This window comes from Thermoflexus sp., assembly GCF_042408365.1.
Taxonomy (GTDB): domain Bacteria; phylum Chloroflexota; class Anaerolineae; order Thermoflexales; family Thermoflexaceae; genus Thermoflexus.
The window spans coordinates 33,298-50,104 of the sequence record NZ_JBHOQJ010000316.1 but is presented as its reverse complement, the minus strand read 5'-3'; the positions used below and the strand labels follow the sequence as shown (position 1 = coordinate 50,104).

Genomic DNA, 16,807 nt, shown 5'->3' with positions numbered 1-16,807 from the left:
CCGCCTTCAGCGGCCCCACCCCCCGAAAATTCCTTTAACGGCATGTCGCGATGTCTATGCAAACTTCCAAAGAACATGTGGAAGGATAGAGGCACGGGCGGGGTCAAAGCGCTGCTAACCAGCGGGGCGCTGGCGGCGATTCTCTGGTTGTGGGCGATGCTCGCTGGATCGGAGCGACCGCCGGAGGAGAAGGTGGAGGCGGCGTTAGACCCATTTCCGACCTCTTCAGCGACTTTGAAGCTGGAGCCCTTGCCCACGCTGGTGCCGACTCCGGATGGGCGCCTGGAAGCCGCCAAGGCTCTGCGCCAGCCCAACCCAGGGCCAGCGCCAACCCTCCGATCGGTTCAAGTCCCTCCTCCACCACGGGTGATCCGGGTGCCTCCTCCCTCCGGATCAAAACCCGCCGCCGTGACCCGATCGTCCCGATAAGCATTGGAGCTGTGAAGGAAGTTGGGATGAGGAAGGTGATCTTCGGAAGATCTCCCATTTCTTTTCGGAAAAGGGGATGGGGCTTCCATGTTCGAGATCTCCTTTTGGGCGATGGGCTGTCAGATGAAAGCGGTGGTGGATTCCGAATCTCTTCACGCCGCCGCGGCCTTGCAAGAGGTTCCCCGCTGGTTTGCGGCCTGGGAGCGCCGTTTAAGCCGGTTTCGGGAGGACAGCGAGCTCAGCCGTCTGAACCGCAGTGCGGGCCGCGCAATACCGGTAAGCTCCACTTTATGGGAGGTCCTCCGCGCTGCCCTGCTGGCCGCCCAGATCAGCGAAGGTCTGGTGGTCCCTACGATTCTTTCGGCGCTCGAGGCTGCAGGGTACGATCGCCCGTTTGAGCGGGTGCTTGCAGAGGCCCCTTGGGAGCTGGCAGGGACGTGGACAACCCGGACGCAGGCGTGGCAATGGATCCGCTTGGATCCCGGACAGCGCACGGTGACCCTGCCGAATGGGGTGGGCCTGGATCTGGGAGGGATCGCGAAGGGATGGGCGGCCGACCGGGTGGTGCGACGGCTGGAGCTTTATGGGCCTGCTCTGATGGATGCAGGGGGAGACATCGCGGTCAGCGGACCGATGCGCGATGGACAGCCGTGGCCCATCGGCGTTGCTGACCCTCGCCGGACCGCGCAGGTACTCCCCGGTGATCTGCCTTTGATCGGAGTGATTCGGATCGCTCGAGGAGGGGTGGCGACTTCCGGGCGGGATGTCCGACGATGGCGACGAGGAGGGCAAGAACACCATCATCTCGTTGATCCCCGTACGGGCCGGCCGGCCCAAACGGATATCCTGACGGTCACCGTGGTTGCGCCGACCGCTTATGAAGCGGAGATCGCGGCCAAAGTTGTTTTCCTTCTCGGGAGCCGGGACGGGCTGGCGTGGTTGGAGCGGCGCCCCGGGATGGCCGGGCTGATCGTCCGGGAGGACGGGGAAATCCTTTGCAGCTCCCAATGGGCCATGGAGCCTTGTGGAGCGATGAGCGGATCGGATTTGGACATGCGCCATTATTCACCACGTTGACTCTCTGAGCAGGAGAGGGGAATGGGGCCTCAAGAGCTTGACGAGCTATCGGCCGAGGCGGCTCTCCATGCATTGATAGGCCTGCTGCTTTCGGCTCTCGCCGGAGCTTTCCTGGCGATTCTGGTGTTGCCCCGCTGGCTGCCGGCTCTGGTGGGATCCTTACAGGGCCCTCAGCCCAAGGCTTATTGGTATCTTTCACGGGCTAGCGGGCTCGTGGCTTATGTCCTTCTCTGGCTTTCCATGATCTTGGGTTTGATCATCACCAGCCGCATCGCCCGCCTTTGGCCCGGAGGACCGACTGCTTTCGATCTGCATCAACACACGGCGTTACTCAGCTTGGCTCTCTCCTTCTTCCATGCGCTGATTTTGTTAGGCGACCGTTATATCTCGTTTGCGCCGTTGCAGGTCTTTCTTCCCTTCGCCAGCGCGAATTATCGGCCGTTCTCGGTGGGGTTGGGACAGCTGGGGTTTTATCTACTGACGTTGGTGGGGTTAACGTTCTACGTCCGGCGGCGGATTGGATATGCCATGTGGCGACGGATCCATTATTTAAGCTTTGGGGTGTTCGTGCTGGTCACCGTTCATGGGGTGCTCAGCGGGACCGACGGAAGCAAAGTTGGCGTCCGGATCATTTATCAGGTGGCCGGGGCATCGGTGTTAGCTCTTTTAATCTACCGGATTCTGGCAACGCGGGTTCGCCAATTCCTTCGTCGCTGGCTTTCCGCTTTGGGAGTGGAACGCCCTTGATCGGATTGGGAGTTGCGCTGTCGGTTTCCTCGTGGGGAGGGGGATGATGGAGTCCTCCTACCTATCGATAAATCTGCAAGCGCCGTCCATGGGCGCGCTGGACCAATCGATCGGCCCGGGCCTGGACCTGGCGCAGGATCTCCGCTTTGTTCAACGTGAGGAGGCGACGCCCCTCCATAAGCACCTTTCCGTTCACGATCACCGTATCCACATCGCTGGCCCGGACCGAATAGACCAGGGCAGCTTCCACCCGATGCACCGGTTGGACATGGGCGCCATCCAGTCGCACTAGGATGAGGTCCGCCAGGTAGCCCGGCGCCAGGCGCCCCAGGCGTTCCTCTTCTCCCAGGGCCCGCGCCCCATCCCACGTTGCCATTGTGAGTGCCTCAGGTAGCGGTAGCGCCCGCGCGTCCTGGTGCTCGTGCTTCTGCATGAGCGCTGCGAGCCGCATCTGCTCCAGCAGATCCAAGGTGTTGTTGCTGGCCGCCCCATCTGTCCCCAGCCCCACGGGGATCCCAGCCTGTCGCATCGTGATCACCGGGGCGATGCCTGCCGCCAGCTTGAGGAAGGTCTTGGGACAATGGGCGACGCCCACCCGATGTGCGGCCATCAACGAGATCTCCTCTGGGGTCGCATGCGCCGCATGGGCGCAGAGCAACTGGCCTTCCATCAGGCCCGCGCGTTCCAGCAAGGCGATGGGGGTGAGGCCGTAACGCTCCAGGCTGGCCTGCACCTGTCCTGCGGTCTCGGAGACGTGGATGTGAACACCTAGCCCCAGCCGCCGCGCTTCGCGGGCGACCTCTTGGAGGAATTCGAAGGGGCAGGTATAGGGGGCGTGCGGTCCCATCCAAACCCGGATACGATCCTCCGCGGCGCCGTGCCAGCGGGCGGCGAAGGCGGCCGTTCGATCCAGTTCCTCCCGTGGGTGCTGGCCGAACATCGCCCAGGCGAGGTGGGCCCGTAATCCGGCAGCGACAAAGGCCTCGGCCACCAAATCCATTTCGAAATAATGATCCGCAACGGCGGTGATCCCGCTCTCAATCATCTCCACCGCCGCTAACATGGTTCCCCAGTAGATATCCTCAGGGGTGAGGTTGGTCTCCATCGCCCAGATATACTCGTTGAACCACTCCTCAATGGGCACATCCTCCGCCGAGCCCCGGAAGAGCACCATCGCGGCATGGGCATGGGTGTTGATGAGGCCGGGCATGGCGACCATACCGTCCCCCGAGATCACCCGGGCAGCAGCGGCGGGGTCCACCTGGCCGGTGGGCTGGACCGCAGCGATCCGCGGGCCCTGGATGAGAATGTCCTGGCCGGCCTGCACACGGATCCCCTCCGGGCTGGGATCTATGACGATCACCCGTTGAATCAAGAGGTCATAATTCATTCCTGTCCTTCCCGTGGTTTATCCGCTCAATTGCACCCGCTTTTGCATCTGGAACATCGAGAGGATCTCTTTCACGGTGGTTGCATCCTCCGGCCCCTTATCCTCCCGGATCCAGCCCACCACCCGGGGGAAGCGAAGCGCATAGCCCGGCTCCTCGTCGGTTTTCCCACAGGTATGGACGGGGGAGCGGGTGATCTCATCGGCCAGGACTGTCAGGACCACCATGGGCTCCACCCAGACGTCCGGCTCGAGGAGCGAGTCCACCCGGGCGGGCCGGTGTTCCACCCGGATCTGATCCAGCAGCTCCCGGATCCGCACCCATTCCTCCTCGGTCAGGCCGCTGCCGATCTTCGCCACTGTCTTAAAGGTGTCGGAGTCCGGGTCGTACACCGCGCCCAGCAGCGCCCCGATGCCGAACTTCGCCCGCATGCCCCGGCCGCGGAAGTAGCCCACCACGACCACATCGATCGTGTCGCTCAGCTCGCCCTTATAGGAGCGCTTGAGCTTGATCCAATGGAACCCTCGGGCTCCGGCCTGGTAAGGGGCATCCAAGCGTTTGGCCACGATGCCCTCCATACCCCGCTCAACCGCCTCATCGAAGAACTTCTGGATGTCACGGGGATCCGCGGTGACAATCCGGTCGACCAGGCGGATGCGTCCATCCGGCCGGATCAAGCGGGAGAGCGCCTCGAAGCGGGCGGCGTAGGGCTGCGGGGTGTAATCCTGACCGTCGGCATAGAGGAGGTCGAAGGCGAAGAGGACCAGTGGGTATTCTCGCATCATCTCCTCGATGCCGTGCTTGCGCTTCCGCTGGACGGTGACCTGGAACGGGTAGATCTCACCGGTCTCCTCGTTGACGGCCACCGCCTCTCCTTCCAGGATGGCCTCCTGCGCTGCGATCTGCTGACGGACAGCTTCGATGAGCTCCGGGAACATAGGGGTAGTGCGCTCCAGGTTGCGGGAGAAGATCTCGACGCGATCACCGGCTTTGTGGATCTGGCAGCGGAAGCCGTCCAGCTTGGCCTCGACGGCGCACCGCCCCAACTTCTCCACGATCTCTTCAGCGCTGGTGAGGCGCTCAGCCAGGGCCGGCCGGATTGGGTTTCCAACGCGGATGTGAAAGGCCCGGATCCCTTCAATGCCCTCCTCGAAGAGGGTGCGAGCCACCAGGCCCAGGTCCGAGCACAGGTTGTAGGCGCGCTCCAAGTCCGGCCGCAGGCTCCGATCGCCCGCCACGGTCTTCGAGAGGGCGTCCAGGATGGTGGGATCCCCTACGCCCAAGCGCAAGCGGCCGAGGACGAAGCGAGCGATATAGCGGGCTTCTTTGGGGGAAGAGCGCTGGAGGAGATCGGCGAGCATCTGGATCTTGCGCTCCACGCTTCCCTCGCCGGCGGTCTGGGCGATGCGGAGGAGGGCATCATAAACCTCCTGGACGCTGAGGCCGGTGGGGTGGGTCTTCCGTCGGCGGAGCAGTTCTTCGACCACAAGGCCGGGGTCGCCGCGCTCCTTGTTCAACCGTGCCACCTCTGTTTCGTTAGTCCCAGTGGCGCGGGCGATCGCGCGCAGGATCAATTTCTCGGCCATGCCGATCTCGACCCCGCGAAAGGGCGGCAGGAGCTGTTCCTGGCAGAAATACACCACCCGGTCGATCTCCGCCCGATCGCATGCCCGGAACAGCTCGCTTAGGATATCGAGCATCTCCAGGCGTTTAGTCGTGGCTTCCAGGCGTTCGAAGTAGTCTACCAGCTGGGCGAACCGCATAGCCAACTCCTGAATAAGGATCAACCGAGGGATCCATTCGTCCGCAGGATCCCGATTAGGAGTTACGCGGTAGGATTCTTCATGGGGAGTCGGGTGGGGCCCTTCCGTCCTCTCTCGCGGGCCTCCACCCGGCGTAACTCCTACCCATATTATTGTAACGTTAATCGGGGGGATTTTGGACGGTGTGACTCCGGACCCATGAGTTACACCGTTGGTTTCCTCAACATCGCTATGTATCGACATGGTGGGGCCCGATATGTTCACCTTTAAAGGGATGGTACGGCTCGTTGGGGAAATTGATTGGCCCGGCCCGTTCTCATCTGTTCTGCTTAGGGTGGCTTGGTGGATCGCGCGGAAATTAGGCGGTGGGTGGAAGATGTGTTGCTGACCTAGGAAAAACGGCCCAGGATGAGCGAATATCCGGATCGCTGTTTCGCATAGACAAATCTCCAGTTGGGGGATCTTCACGGGTTGGGATTTTCATCAACCGTCTCTGACCCCCGTGCGAACGGCCCCGGCGCTTCGCATAGACAAGCGACGTGAGTATACGAACATCGGACCTTCATTCTCTACGGCCGCACAGAAAGCCCCAACTGCGCGAACAGCGATTCAAGCCCCGGTTGCTCCGACGCAGGCGCCTGACGCCACGCTTGACGGGCAGCCTCCTCCGCCTCCGACTTCCGTCCCATCATCGCCAACGTCACCGCCAGCTCTCGATAGAATACCCAGATCTCCGAACTGCCTCCAGCGATTTGCAGCGCCTGACGGAACGTCGCCGCCGCTCCCTCCAGATCGCCCATGCTCCGCAGCGCATAACCTCGCCGCAACGCCGCCGTCAACGCCCCAGGGTTGGCGAGCAGGGCCTGACCATACGCTTGAGCGGCCTCGCGATACAAGACCAGGGCCTGCCCCCGATCCAACGCACAATCCGCATGGCTTAAGAAGAAATCCCCAATCGACTGCCAAACCTCCGATCGGGATCCTGCTAACGTCTGAAGACGGAGCCGAGATGCACGGGCTTCCTCCGATCGCCCCAACTGATCCTGGAGATAGGCCAACGCTGCCCAACCGATCCCATGCTCCGGCTGGAGCTCCACCAAACGGCGATAAAAAACCTCCGCCTGCTCCAAGGCGGCCCGCTTCACGGCAGCATCCTCCACTTTCTCCGAACGCACCATCAGAAGATCCCCATAGAGCTGATAAGTCTGATCGAACCGATCGTCCAACTGCAGAGAACGCTGCAGCTTGCGCTCCGCCGCGTCCAAATCATTGCGCTGATAGAGATCCACACTTGCCCACTCATTCCACAACCCCGCGTTATTCGGGCTCAGAAGGGTGGCCTCCCCATAATAGCGGCTCGCCAGCTCTACATGACGCACAAATTCCGGAGGCATCGCTTTCAGATCAATTCGCGTTCGGCAATAACGCGGATCCAACAACAGATCCGCCCAACGCCGATGCATACGAGCCAGATTCGCCGTGTGATCGGTATTTAACGGATTGAGTTCCCGGGCCCGCTCCAACACCGCTCGTGTGATCTCCAACAGATCCCCGCGGGGGAGCGTCACCAAACGCTCTGGGGTTAGATTCCGGAAGGCAACTTCAAATGAAATCCCATCCGGAAGCTGTCGCGGGCTGGAATCGGCTGCCCGCGCAGCCTTCTCCAACAGCGCCCGACCCAACCAAAGATGGTAGAAGTCCTCCCGCGGCGCATACGCAATCGCCTGCCGATAAAGCAAGATGGCCACCTCCCACTGCCCCTGCTTATCCCACGGATCCCCCTGCTTATAGATCGCGTCGGCCCGGAGAGGATTCAGATGAACGCTCCAGATCAACAGAGCCGCCGCCAGAAAAACAGGAGGCATCACCAACAAGCCGAGACCTGCTCCCCCGGCAGCCTCGGACTCTTCCTGGGAGATCGAGAGCACCAGAAGCACAAACAAAACAAAGAGGAAAAGGACCAGGAAATCCAGCAGCCCTGCCACCCCCCTAGCCAATTGAAGGACATCCTCCACCGTCCGTGGCGCCTGAGCAACCAACGCGGCCAGAAGACCCGCATGAGCCAGCGTGTACACCAGCCATCCACCTACTGCAACGGCCCCATACACCCCAAGGGCTGGAAGCCACGCCCGCCCCGGGATCCACTCCCGGCGCACTCCCTCCGCCAGAACCAGAGCGGCGCCCAGCCCACCGGTCAGAACAAACATCACCAAGATGAAGGGAGAGAAACGATTCCCCTGCAGGGGCAGCCGCGTCAAACTGTTCACAATCAAAGAGAGAAGATCCAAACGCTGCCCCTGGTTCGCGATGAATTCATAGGAAAGCAACGTCAACATCATGGCCATTAGAAGACCCATGGCCGCCATCCATGGCCACCATGAATGAGCGGGAGGAGAGACCTCCGAGACCACCTCCCGCCCTCCTCGCCGGGCATGTCCTTTCCCTTTTCGAGCCGGCAAGGACCCGCGGACCACCTCCGAGCGAACCGGAGCCCGCTCGGAGAGCCGCTTCTCTCCTAAGACCACCAGCATCGCCGCAAACGCCCAGAACCAAGTTCGGGTCGAAGCGATGGCGATGCCGAAATTGATCTCAATGTAATGGGCTAAAATCCCTCCGAGGAGGGCGATCAAGAGGAAGCGATGGGGATGTTCAATCGAAGGCTCACCGGAAGCCCGCAAGGTGGCGAAAATCAGATAAGCCAGAAGACCCAGCACCGTTCCGGCGGGAACCGCCACCCCCAGGAAATGAGGGCCAAACCACAAAGCGAACAACCACCCCACCCCCAGCGCCCCACCGACCCACAAGCCGAGAAGGAAACGCCGATCCCGCGGCCCATGGATCAGATTCAAACTACGCAATCCATAAGCGAAGAGAGCGAAGAACAGCCACTGATAGACCAGGAACCCCAACAAACCTGTGTTTACCAGGGCATCGAAGGTCTCGTTGTGAGAACGATCCGGTGATGCGGTGCGCGCCTCGTAATGGGCCAAGGCAGGCGGATAGAAACGGTTATAGGCCACATACATGGACTCGGGGCCATAGCCGATGAGGGGGCGAAGCACATTAAAGGGATCCGAGCGACCATCGGGATACTGAATGGGGGCGTGGGGAAGCACCAGCTGCAACGCGCCCTGCCAGATCAGAACCCGAACCTTCCCCGTCCCGGTCTCCGTCTCGAAAATATGTCCTAACCGACCGATATAAGGAGACTGACGCAAGAACTCCAAGGGCCCGCCGGGGATGTTGAGGAATATCAGAAGCACGAGCCCGGCTGCTGATAGGCCCAGCGTGGCCAAAAGGCCGGTCCGATGGCGACGGACCACCAGCCACAACAGCAAGAACAAGAAGAGCCCGCCCATCAGCCCCAGCCACGGCCCACGGCTGAAGCTGAAATAGATGGTCGCCAGCTGCACTGCGGCCATGAAGACATAAAGCGCCCCCCGGACCACATCGCTGTTCCGCGGCGGCTCGGTCGTCAGAATGGAGTGGAAAGTCTCCGCCAGACGGCCCAGGGTGAACATGAAGGCCATGATCAAGTAGGCAGCCACGAAGATGGCGTTCCCCATGTGGGAGGCCACCCGGCTGGTGACATCCCCTCCCCAGGGCAGGGGATCCAGCCGATAGCGCTGGATGAGGCCGTAGATGGCCACGGGCAGGCTGACGATCACCATCGTGAGGGCCAAGCGCTCGAATTGAGCACGAGTTCGCAACCCGGCCAGCATACTGAAGAAGACGACCAGGTACGCCAGCCAACTATAGGTCCCCTGCAACCGCTGGTAGGAACCGAAAAAGCTGGTGTAAGGGGTGATGGACAAGGCGGTGGCCAGGAGATAAACGCCCGCCGTGGCCAAGGCCGGCAGCACGATGGGGGTGCGCCAAGAGAACCCCAGGGCCTGGGCCAGAGGAACCCGCTGGCCCCATGCCTCCACCAGCTTGATCAGCCAGGCGGCAGCCATGATCAAGGCGAGGGAGCGCACCAGGGTGAGCTTATCCGGCTCGAAGACCCGGCTGGTATAAATATTGAAGAAGAGGGGGGCGATGACCACCGCCAACAGCCACCCCGCTTCCAGCATCCGATCACACCACTGACTTAAACGCGTTGGCATGCCTGCCACCACTCCCAGGTTCGCTGAAGACCCTCGTCCAGGGTAACACGGGCCTCGAAACCCAGCAAGGCCCGAGCCTTGGAGACATCGGGGACCCGGCGGGGAACCTCCTCAAAGTCCGGCCCGTACACCTCGGCGAGGGGGAGAAAACGAATGGGCACGGAGCGTCCCGTGATCGCCCGCACCTTCTCGGCCAAGGCCAGGATCGAGATCTCCTCCGGATGCCCGATGTTGAGCACATGGCCGGCAGCCGCCGGAAGGACCCCCGCCCGCAGCGTGCCCTCCACCGCATCCTCCACGTAGATGAAGGAGCGGGTCTGACGGCCATCCCCGTAGACGGTGAGGGGCTCCCCCCGCCAGGCCTGTTCCATGAAGCGGGCGATCACATAACCGTAGCCCTGGGGATCCGCACGGGGGCCGTAGACGTTAAAGTAGCGAACCACGCGGACCGACAGGCCACGCCGGGCCCAAGCCAGGGCCAGATGTTCATCCAACAGCTTGCTCACCGCATATGCCCACCGCGGGACCGTTGGGGGGCCCAGGCGCAAATCATCATCCTCCGCCGCCGGCCAGCGGATCCCCTTTCCGTAGACCTCCGAGGATGAGGCGACACAGACCGGAACGCCTCGCGCTGCGCAAGCCTCCAACACCCGCTCAGTGCCCCCCACGTTCACGCGGATCATTCGCAGCGGATCTGCGAGCACCCGAGGGATCCCCACCACCGCGGCGAGATGGAAAACCAGCTCCACACCCTCGAAGGCCGCGCCGAGGGCGGCAGGATCCGTAACGTCCCCAACGATCAGCCGCAAGCGGGGGTGATCACCCACCGGGGCGAGGTTCTCCCGCCGGCCACCGCTGAGGTCATCTAAGACAGTTACGGTGTGCCCATCGGCGAGCAGCCGCTCGACGAGATGAGAGCCGATGAATCCAGCCCCGCCGGTCACCAAAACATGCATTGCCTGCCTCCTGAGCGATCGGGATGAGCGCGAAAGCCGCTCCCCCAAAGCCTTCGCCCTCCGGGGGGATCCCCTAAACCACCCGGATCGGATTGGTCAGGATCCAGAGGCGACCCCGACGGTAGACCTGGATCCGGTAAAGGCCGGCCTCGAGGATGAGATGGCGGAAGGCCCGGCCCCGACCTCGGGCCACGCAGCCGTTGCCGAAACGGATGAGGCGGAACTCCCCGGGCAAGGGAGCCACCGCCTCCACTTGAACGGCGCCGGCACGTCGGAGGGTTTCCCCGATGGTGGCCCGTCGATGCCCGCTGCGGGCCTCAAAACGGAACCCGTGGGAGGAGCCCAATAAGTCGTTGGCGATCCAGGCGCGACCCGCTTGCAACGCCTTGCGGATCAAAAGCCAATCCTCATCCGGACGACGTGAGAGGGGGCGTTCCAATAGGATGTGGGTGTTCACAGCGCGGAACAACCACTCATACGGAAAGAGGGTTCGACGGAACAGCCCAAGGCGATAGGCGTGACCGTGGGCATCGGCCCCACCGATGGCCACCGCGGGGATCTCCGACAGCCACAGCTGCTCCCACCACTGCAGGGCCTCGGGGAAGGGGCCTCGAAGGAACCGCTGGGGAAACCAGGAGTAATAGAGGGCATGGAGTGGGGTGCTCAACCGGGCCTTGAACTCGCTCATGGTATTCCACAGCTCCAGCCCGGTGAAGCCCTGGATCCCCCGATCCACCCACGGGAGGGCTGGCTCCCCCAGGCGGCTTTGCAGCCAGGGGGGCGAGAATTCCACTGGGTGAGCGAGGAAGACCAGGCCTCCCCGCTCCTGAGCGGCGTGGATCAGGTCCTGGGGCGAAGCCGCAAGCCGGGCCAATTCCCGCTCGGCCCCAAGGATCAGGGCATGGTTGACCTGAGGATGCCGACAGGGGTCATGCACCTCCTCTCCCACGAGCAACAACACCCGGCCGTAATAACCTTGAAGCCCATCCACCCACACGTTATGATCGGTCACCCCCACCACATCCAGGCCGGCCCGCGCGGCGGCCGCCGCGATCTCCCGATGGGTACCTTCCCCATCCGAGAAACGCGTATGGCTATGGAGGTTGCAGACGAGTTCAATCATCGGTCCGCCCATCATCACCCCTCGTCCGTTGCATGGTGATGGCATCCTCAGGCAAGACTCCATTATAGACCGACGGATGGTGATCACAACCCAGCGCTTTGTCCGTGACTGTTTCATTTTTGGTGATTTCGAATCCGCGATGATCACTACCTGTCCTCCATTCCCCGGCCACGATCATCCCATGCATCCATCCCCACAGGGGAGGCCCATCCCGTCCACTCCTACCCCCACGCCCGCCGAGGAAGCCAGTATACCCGGCATTGGGAATCCCGCCCGGTGGTGTAAGGGATACTGAGCCGAGCCGGGAATGAGGAGAGCCGTTACAGCTGCCCCATGGCCGGTATATTGACATTTTCTTGATGCTTTCTAACCCGTTCTTGACCCCCTTTTGATGCACAGCCCTATTGAATAAGGCGAGGAAGACCTAGAAGAGGGCCCATGCCCAATGGAACGCATAGCCCATTTCAATTCGTTCCCATACGCTTTGGGCAAGGCAGGGGCGATCAGGAGGGTAGCGCGATGGATCTGTTCTGTATTGGATGGACCATCGCGTTCTTCATCCTGACCGGCGGTCTGCTCAAACTTTGTGAGGGATTGATGGGAGGGAATCGGAAATGAGCGCGATCCATTTGTTCAGCGGCCTGCCGGCCCTGGGGCTGCTCGTTTATCTGTTCGCCGCCCTCTTGAAGCCCGAACGGTTCGACTGAAGGAGGGAGACACAAATGACCGTCAACGGGATCCTGCAGGCGATCCTTTATCTGGCCATCTTGGTGCTGCTCGTTAAGCCCCTAGGAGCCTACATGGCGCGGGTCTACTCCGGGGAGCGGGTCTTCCTGGAACGCCTCTTCGGGCCGGTGGAGCGGCGGATCTACCGGATGGCCGGGGTCGACCCCGCCCGGGAGATGGACTGGAAGACCTACGCGATCGCGATGTTGCTGTTCAACATGCTGGGCCTGCTGGCCCTGTATGCCTTGCAACGAATTCAGCACCTTCTGCCCCTGAACCCTCAGGGTCTAGGGCCGGTGGCGCCGGACTTGGCCTTCAACACCGCAGCCAGCTTCGTCACCAACACCAACTGGCAGGCCTACAGCGGCGAGACGACGATGAGTTATCTCACGCAAATGCTGGGGCTGACGGTGCAAAATTTCCTATCCGCGGCGACCGGGATGGCGATCGCAGTGGCGCTCATCCGGGGGATCGCCCGCCAGTCGGCGAAGACAATCGGCAACTTCTGGGTGGACATGACACGAGGTGTGCTCTATATCCTGCTGCCCATCGCCTTCGTTTTGGCGCTGGGGCTGGTGTCCCAAGGAGCGGTGCAGACCCTCTCGCCCTACCGGACGGTGGAGCTTTTGGAGCCGACCCGGGATACGGCGGGGCGGACCGTCACCCACCAGGTGATCGCTGTGGGGCCCGTCGCCTCTCAGGTGGCGATCAAGCATCTTGGGACCAACGGCGGGGGATTCTTCAACGCCAACGCGGCGCATCCTTTCGAGAACCCAACGCCCCTCACCGACCTGCTGCTCATCTTAGCCGAATCGGCCATCGCCGCGGCTTTCACGTACACCTTCGGCAAGATGGTGGGGGACACCCGCCAGGGCTGGGCCCTCCTGGCCGTCATGGTGATCCTTTTAGCAGTTTGCATATTCATCGCCTATGGCGCCGAGGCGGCCGGCAACCCACGCCTGGCGGCGCTGGAGGTGGATCAAACAGCCAGCGACCTCAACCCCGGTGGGAATATGGAAGGCAAAGAAGTGCGATTTGGAATCGCCCGGACGGCGATTTTTGCCACGGTCACCACAGGCACCTCCACAGGCGCCGTCAACGCGCTGCATGACTCGCTCACCCCGTTGGGCGGGCTGGTCACGCTCCTGATGATGCAGCTGGGCGAGATCGCGCCGGGCGGCGTGGGTTCAGGGCTTTATGGGATCCTCGCCTTCGTCATCGTGGCCGTGTTTGTGGCCGGGATGATGGTGGGGCGCACCCCTGAATACTTGGGGAAGAAGATTGAGGGCTACGAGATGAAGATGGCCGCGCTGGCGGTCCTGATCATGCCCTTGGTCGCACTGGGCTTCACCGCCCTTGCCGTCTCCACCGAGGCGGGTAAAGCGGCGGTCTTCAATCCCGGCCCTCATGGCTTCAGCGAGATCCTTTACGCGTACACCTCCCAGGCCAACAACAACGGAAGCGCCTTCGCCGGCCTCGCCGCCAACAACCCCTTCTACAACATCACCGGCGGCCTGGCGATGCTGATGGGGCGCTTCTTCATCGCCGTTCCCATCCTGGCGTTGGCCGGTTCGTTGGCCCGGAAGAAGAGGATCCCACCCAGCGCCGGCACCCTGCCCACCCACACCCCGCTCTTCGTAGCCTGGCTGCTGGCCCTCATCGTCATCGTCGCCGCCTTGAACTTCATCCCCGCCCTCGCCCTAGGGCCCATCGTGGAACACTTCCAAATGATCTCGTAAACGGGAGAGGATCACGATGGCAAGGCTGTCGAACTTATCTCCGTCCAAAAAGAGGGCGATCGTCACGGATCGTGATCTGTACCTGTGGGCAGTCGTCAACGCTTTCAGGAAACTGGACCCGCGCCGGATGGCCCACAACCCGGTCATATTTGTGGTCGAGATCGGCAGCGTGCTGACCACCGGTCTGTGGATTCAGGCGCTGTTAGGCCATGGGGAGGCACCGGCCGGCTTCATCGGCGCGGTCAGCTTGTGGTTATGGTTCACTGTGCTGTTCGCGAACTTCTCGGAGGCGCTGGCCGAAGGGCGCGGCAAGGCCCGGGCGGAGGCGCTGCGCCGTACCCGTCGGGAGACGCTGGCCAAGCGGTTACGCGAGCCACGGCGGGATGCGGAGTATGAGCTGGTCCCCTCCACCGCCCTGCGCCGGGGGGATTTCTACCTGGTGGAGGCAGGGGATATCCTGCCCGCGGACGGCGAGGCCGTAGAGGGTGTTGCCTTGGTGGACGAGAGCGCGGTGACCGGTGAGAGCGCCCCGGTCATCCGGGAGGCCGGGAGCGATCGCAGCGCCGTCATCGGGGGAACCCGGTTGCTTTCGGATTGGTTGATCGTGCGCGTCACCGCCAACCCCGGCGAGGGCTTCCTGGATCGTATGATCGCCTTGATCGAGGGGGCCCGGCGGCAGAAGACGCCCAACGAGATCGCCCTCCACATCCTGCTCGCAGCGTTCACCATCATCTTCCTGGTCGTAGTGGTCACCCTGTTGCCCTTCTCGATCTACAGCGTGGAGACGGCCGGCCGGGGCGCCCCGATCCCGATCACCGTGCTCATCGCCTTGCTGGTCTGCTTGATCCCCACCACCATCGGGGGGCTGCTCCCAGCCATCGGCATCGCTGGGATGGATCGCCTGATCCAGCACAACGTGATCGCCCTGTCCGGCCGGGCGATCGAAGCGGCCGGCGACGTCGATGTGATGCTGCTGGATAAAACCGGGACGATCACACTGGGCAACCGACAGGCCGTGGCCTTCATCCCCGTCCGCGGGGCGGAAGAGCGCGAGCTAGCCCAGGCGGCGCAGCTGGCCTCGTTGGCCGATGAGACCCCCGAAGGCCGCAGCATCGTCGTGCTGGCCAAGGAGAAGTACGGCCTGCGTGGGCGCCGCGTGGGCGCCGGCGAGGTAATCCGCTTCATCCCATTCACCGCCCAGACCCGCATGAGCGGGGTGGATCTCTCGGTCAACGGGAGGGTGGTCCGCATCCGAAAGGGCGCGCCGGATGCGATTTTCGCGCTCATCGAACATGAGGGCCGGGCCATCCCGCCAGACTTGGTGAGCATTGTGGAGGACATCGCCCGCAGCGGGGGCACTCCGCTGGTGGTGGCTCGCGATGGGAAGGCTTTGGGGGCGATCCACTTGAAGGATATCATCAAGGGAGGGATTAAGGAGCGCATCGCCCAGCTGCGCCGGATGGGGATCAAGACGGTGATGGTCACGGGGGACAACCCGCTCACTGCCGCGGCCATCGCCGCGGAGGCTGGGGTGGACGACTTCGTGGCCCAGGCCACGCCGGAGGAGAAGCTGAAGCTGATCCGCAAGTACCAGGCCGAGGGGCACCTCGTCGCCATGACCGGCGACGGGACGAACGACGCCCCCGCCCTGGCCCAGGCCGACGTGGCGGTGGCGATGAACGCCGGCACCCAGCCAGCGCGGGAGGCCGCCAACATGATCGACCTGGACAGCAACCCCACCAAGCTGATCGAGATCGTCGAGATCGGGAAACAACTCCTGATGACCCGAGGCGCCCTGACCACCTTCAGCATCGCCAACGATGTGGCGAAGTACTTCGCCATCATCCCCGCCGCCTTCGCCCAAACCTACCCGGAGCTACAGAAGCTGAACATCCTGGGCCTGGCCACGCCGGAAAGCGCCATCCTTTCGGCGGTGATCTTCAACGCCCTGATCATCGTCGCCCTGATCCCCCTGGCGCTGAAAGGCGTGCCCTACCGCCCCAAGCCGGCCGACCAGTTGCTGCGCGATCACCTGATGATCTACGGCCTGGGCGGGCTGATCGCCCCGTTCGTTGGGATCAAGCTGATCGACCTGTTATTGGTCGCCCTAGGCCTGGTGTAGGACCGAGGAGTTATGCTTGTCCTGGAACCCATCGTTCGTAATGAGGAGGTCCATGATGATCATCCAACTCCGAGCAGCAATCGTCATCCTCGCCGCGCTCACTCTGCTCACCGGCTTGATCTACCCGCTGGTCGTGACAGGGATCGCTCAGACGGTTTTCCCCTACCAGGCGAACGGCAGCCTGATCCTGCGGGACGGACGGCCGGTCGGATCGGAGCTGATCGGCCAACCGTTCACCGATCCGAAGTACTTCTGGAGCCGTCCGTCGGCGACCCCCTCCTTCCCCTACAACGCGGCCGCCTCCGGTGGCTCAAACCTGGGGCCGACAAACCCGGCGCTGATCGAGGCGGTCCGGCGACGGGTCGAGGCGCTGCGGGCTGTGGACCCTGAGAACCCCCAGCCCATCCCCGTGGATTTGGTGACCGCATCCGGCAGTGGGCTTGACCCCCACATCTCCGTGGCAGCGGCCCTGTACCAGGTGCCGCGGGTGGCACGGGCTCGAGGGTTGCCTGAGGAGCAGGTGCGGGCCCTGGTTGAGGGATACATCGAGGGTCGTCTGTTCGGAATCCTCGGGGAGCCGCGCGTGAACGTTCTCCAATTGAATCTGGCATTGGATGAGACAAATTAAACC

Annotated in this window: 12 protein-coding genes; 7 read left to right on the top strand and 5 right to left on the bottom strand. The window is 62.8% G+C overall.

Annotated elements, in window-relative coordinates; genetic code table 11:
- Positions 1-75: 75 nt before the first annotated feature.
- The 3 genes from ACFMO5_RS14595 (at position 76) to ACFMO5_RS14585 (ending at position 2,253) form a co-directional block, all read left to right on the top strand.
- On the top strand, positions 76-429 hold the full coding sequence (locus ACFMO5_RS14595; protein ID WP_376793481.1) for a hypothetical protein: 354 nt from the start codon (positions 76-78) through the stop codon (positions 427-429).
- 87 nt (positions 430-516) lie between these two features.
- A complete protein-coding gene (locus ACFMO5_RS14590; RefSeq protein ID WP_376793480.1) occupies positions 517-1,506 on the top strand; it encodes an FAD:protein FMN transferase in 990 nt (329 codons plus the stop codon).
- 21 nt (positions 1,507-1,527) lie between these two features.
- Complete coding sequence (locus ACFMO5_RS14585) at positions 1,528-2,253, top strand: ferric reductase-like transmembrane domain-containing protein (RefSeq protein ID WP_376793479.1); 726 nt, start codon at positions 1,528-1,530, stop codon at positions 2,251-2,253.
- A gap of 61 nt (positions 2,254-2,314) precedes the next feature.
- Here ACFMO5_RS14585 and ACFMO5_RS14580 read toward each other — a convergent pair whose 3' ends face one another.
- From ACFMO5_RS14580 to ACFMO5_RS14560, 5 genes are all read right to left on the bottom strand, one after another.
- The gene (locus tag ACFMO5_RS14580) at positions 2,315-3,643 is read right to left on the bottom strand and encodes an amidohydrolase (protein WP_376793478.1); all 1,329 of its coding nucleotides are present in this window, start codon (positions 3,641-3,643) and stop codon (positions 2,315-2,317) included.
- An 18-nt stretch (positions 3,644-3,661) separates the two neighbouring features.
- The gene (locus ACFMO5_RS14575) at positions 3,662-5,404 is read right to left on the bottom strand and encodes an ATP-dependent DNA ligase (RefSeq protein WP_376793477.1); all 1,743 of its coding nucleotides are present in this window, start codon (positions 5,402-5,404) and stop codon (positions 3,662-3,664) included.
- A gap of 569 nt (positions 5,405-5,973) precedes the next feature.
- Entirely contained in the window at positions 5,974-9,510 is a 3,537-nt protein-coding gene (locus tag ACFMO5_RS14570) for a tetratricopeptide repeat protein (RefSeq protein WP_376793476.1), read from the bottom strand.
- Positions 9,495-10,466, bottom strand: a complete 972-nt coding sequence (locus ACFMO5_RS14565; RefSeq protein WP_376793475.1) for an NAD-dependent epimerase/dehydratase family protein — start codon at positions 10,464-10,466, stop codon at positions 9,495-9,497. Before ACFMO5_RS14565 ends, ACFMO5_RS14570 begins: the two co-directional genes overlap by 16 nt.
- A gap of 73 nt (positions 10,467-10,539) precedes the next feature.
- On the bottom strand, positions 10,540-11,601 hold the full coding sequence (locus ACFMO5_RS14560) for a PHP domain-containing protein (RefSeq protein WP_376793474.1): 1,062 nt from the start codon (positions 11,599-11,601) through the stop codon (positions 10,540-10,542).
- Positions 11,602-12,203: 602 nt separating this feature from the next.
- On the opposite strand from ACFMO5_RS14560, the gene kdpF reads away from it, so the two are divergent.
- The 4 genes from kdpF to kdpC are packed head-to-tail and all read left to right on the top strand — an operon-like array spanning position 12,204 to position 16,804.
- Positions 12,204-12,296 (top strand): K(+)-transporting ATPase subunit F, encoded by a 93-nt coding sequence (gene kdpF, locus ACFMO5_RS14555; RefSeq protein WP_376793473.1) that lies wholly within the window; start codon positions 12,204-12,206, stop codon positions 12,294-12,296.
- 15 nt (positions 12,297-12,311) lie between these two features.
- Entirely contained in the window at positions 12,312-14,054 is a 1,743-nt protein-coding gene (kdpA, locus tag ACFMO5_RS14550) for a potassium-transporting ATPase subunit KdpA (RefSeq protein WP_376793472.1), read from the top strand.
- Positions 14,055-14,070: 16 nt separating this feature from the next.
- Positions 14,071-16,176 (top strand): potassium-transporting ATPase subunit KdpB, encoded by a 2,106-nt coding sequence (gene kdpB / locus ACFMO5_RS14545; RefSeq protein WP_376793471.1) that lies wholly within the window; start codon positions 14,071-14,073, stop codon positions 16,174-16,176.
- A gap of 55 nt (positions 16,177-16,231) precedes the next feature.
- A complete protein-coding gene (gene kdpC, locus ACFMO5_RS14540; RefSeq protein ID WP_376793470.1) occupies positions 16,232-16,804 on the top strand; it encodes a potassium-transporting ATPase subunit KdpC in 573 nt (190 codons plus the stop codon).
- The last annotated feature ends 3 nt before the right edge of the window (positions 16,805-16,807 follow it).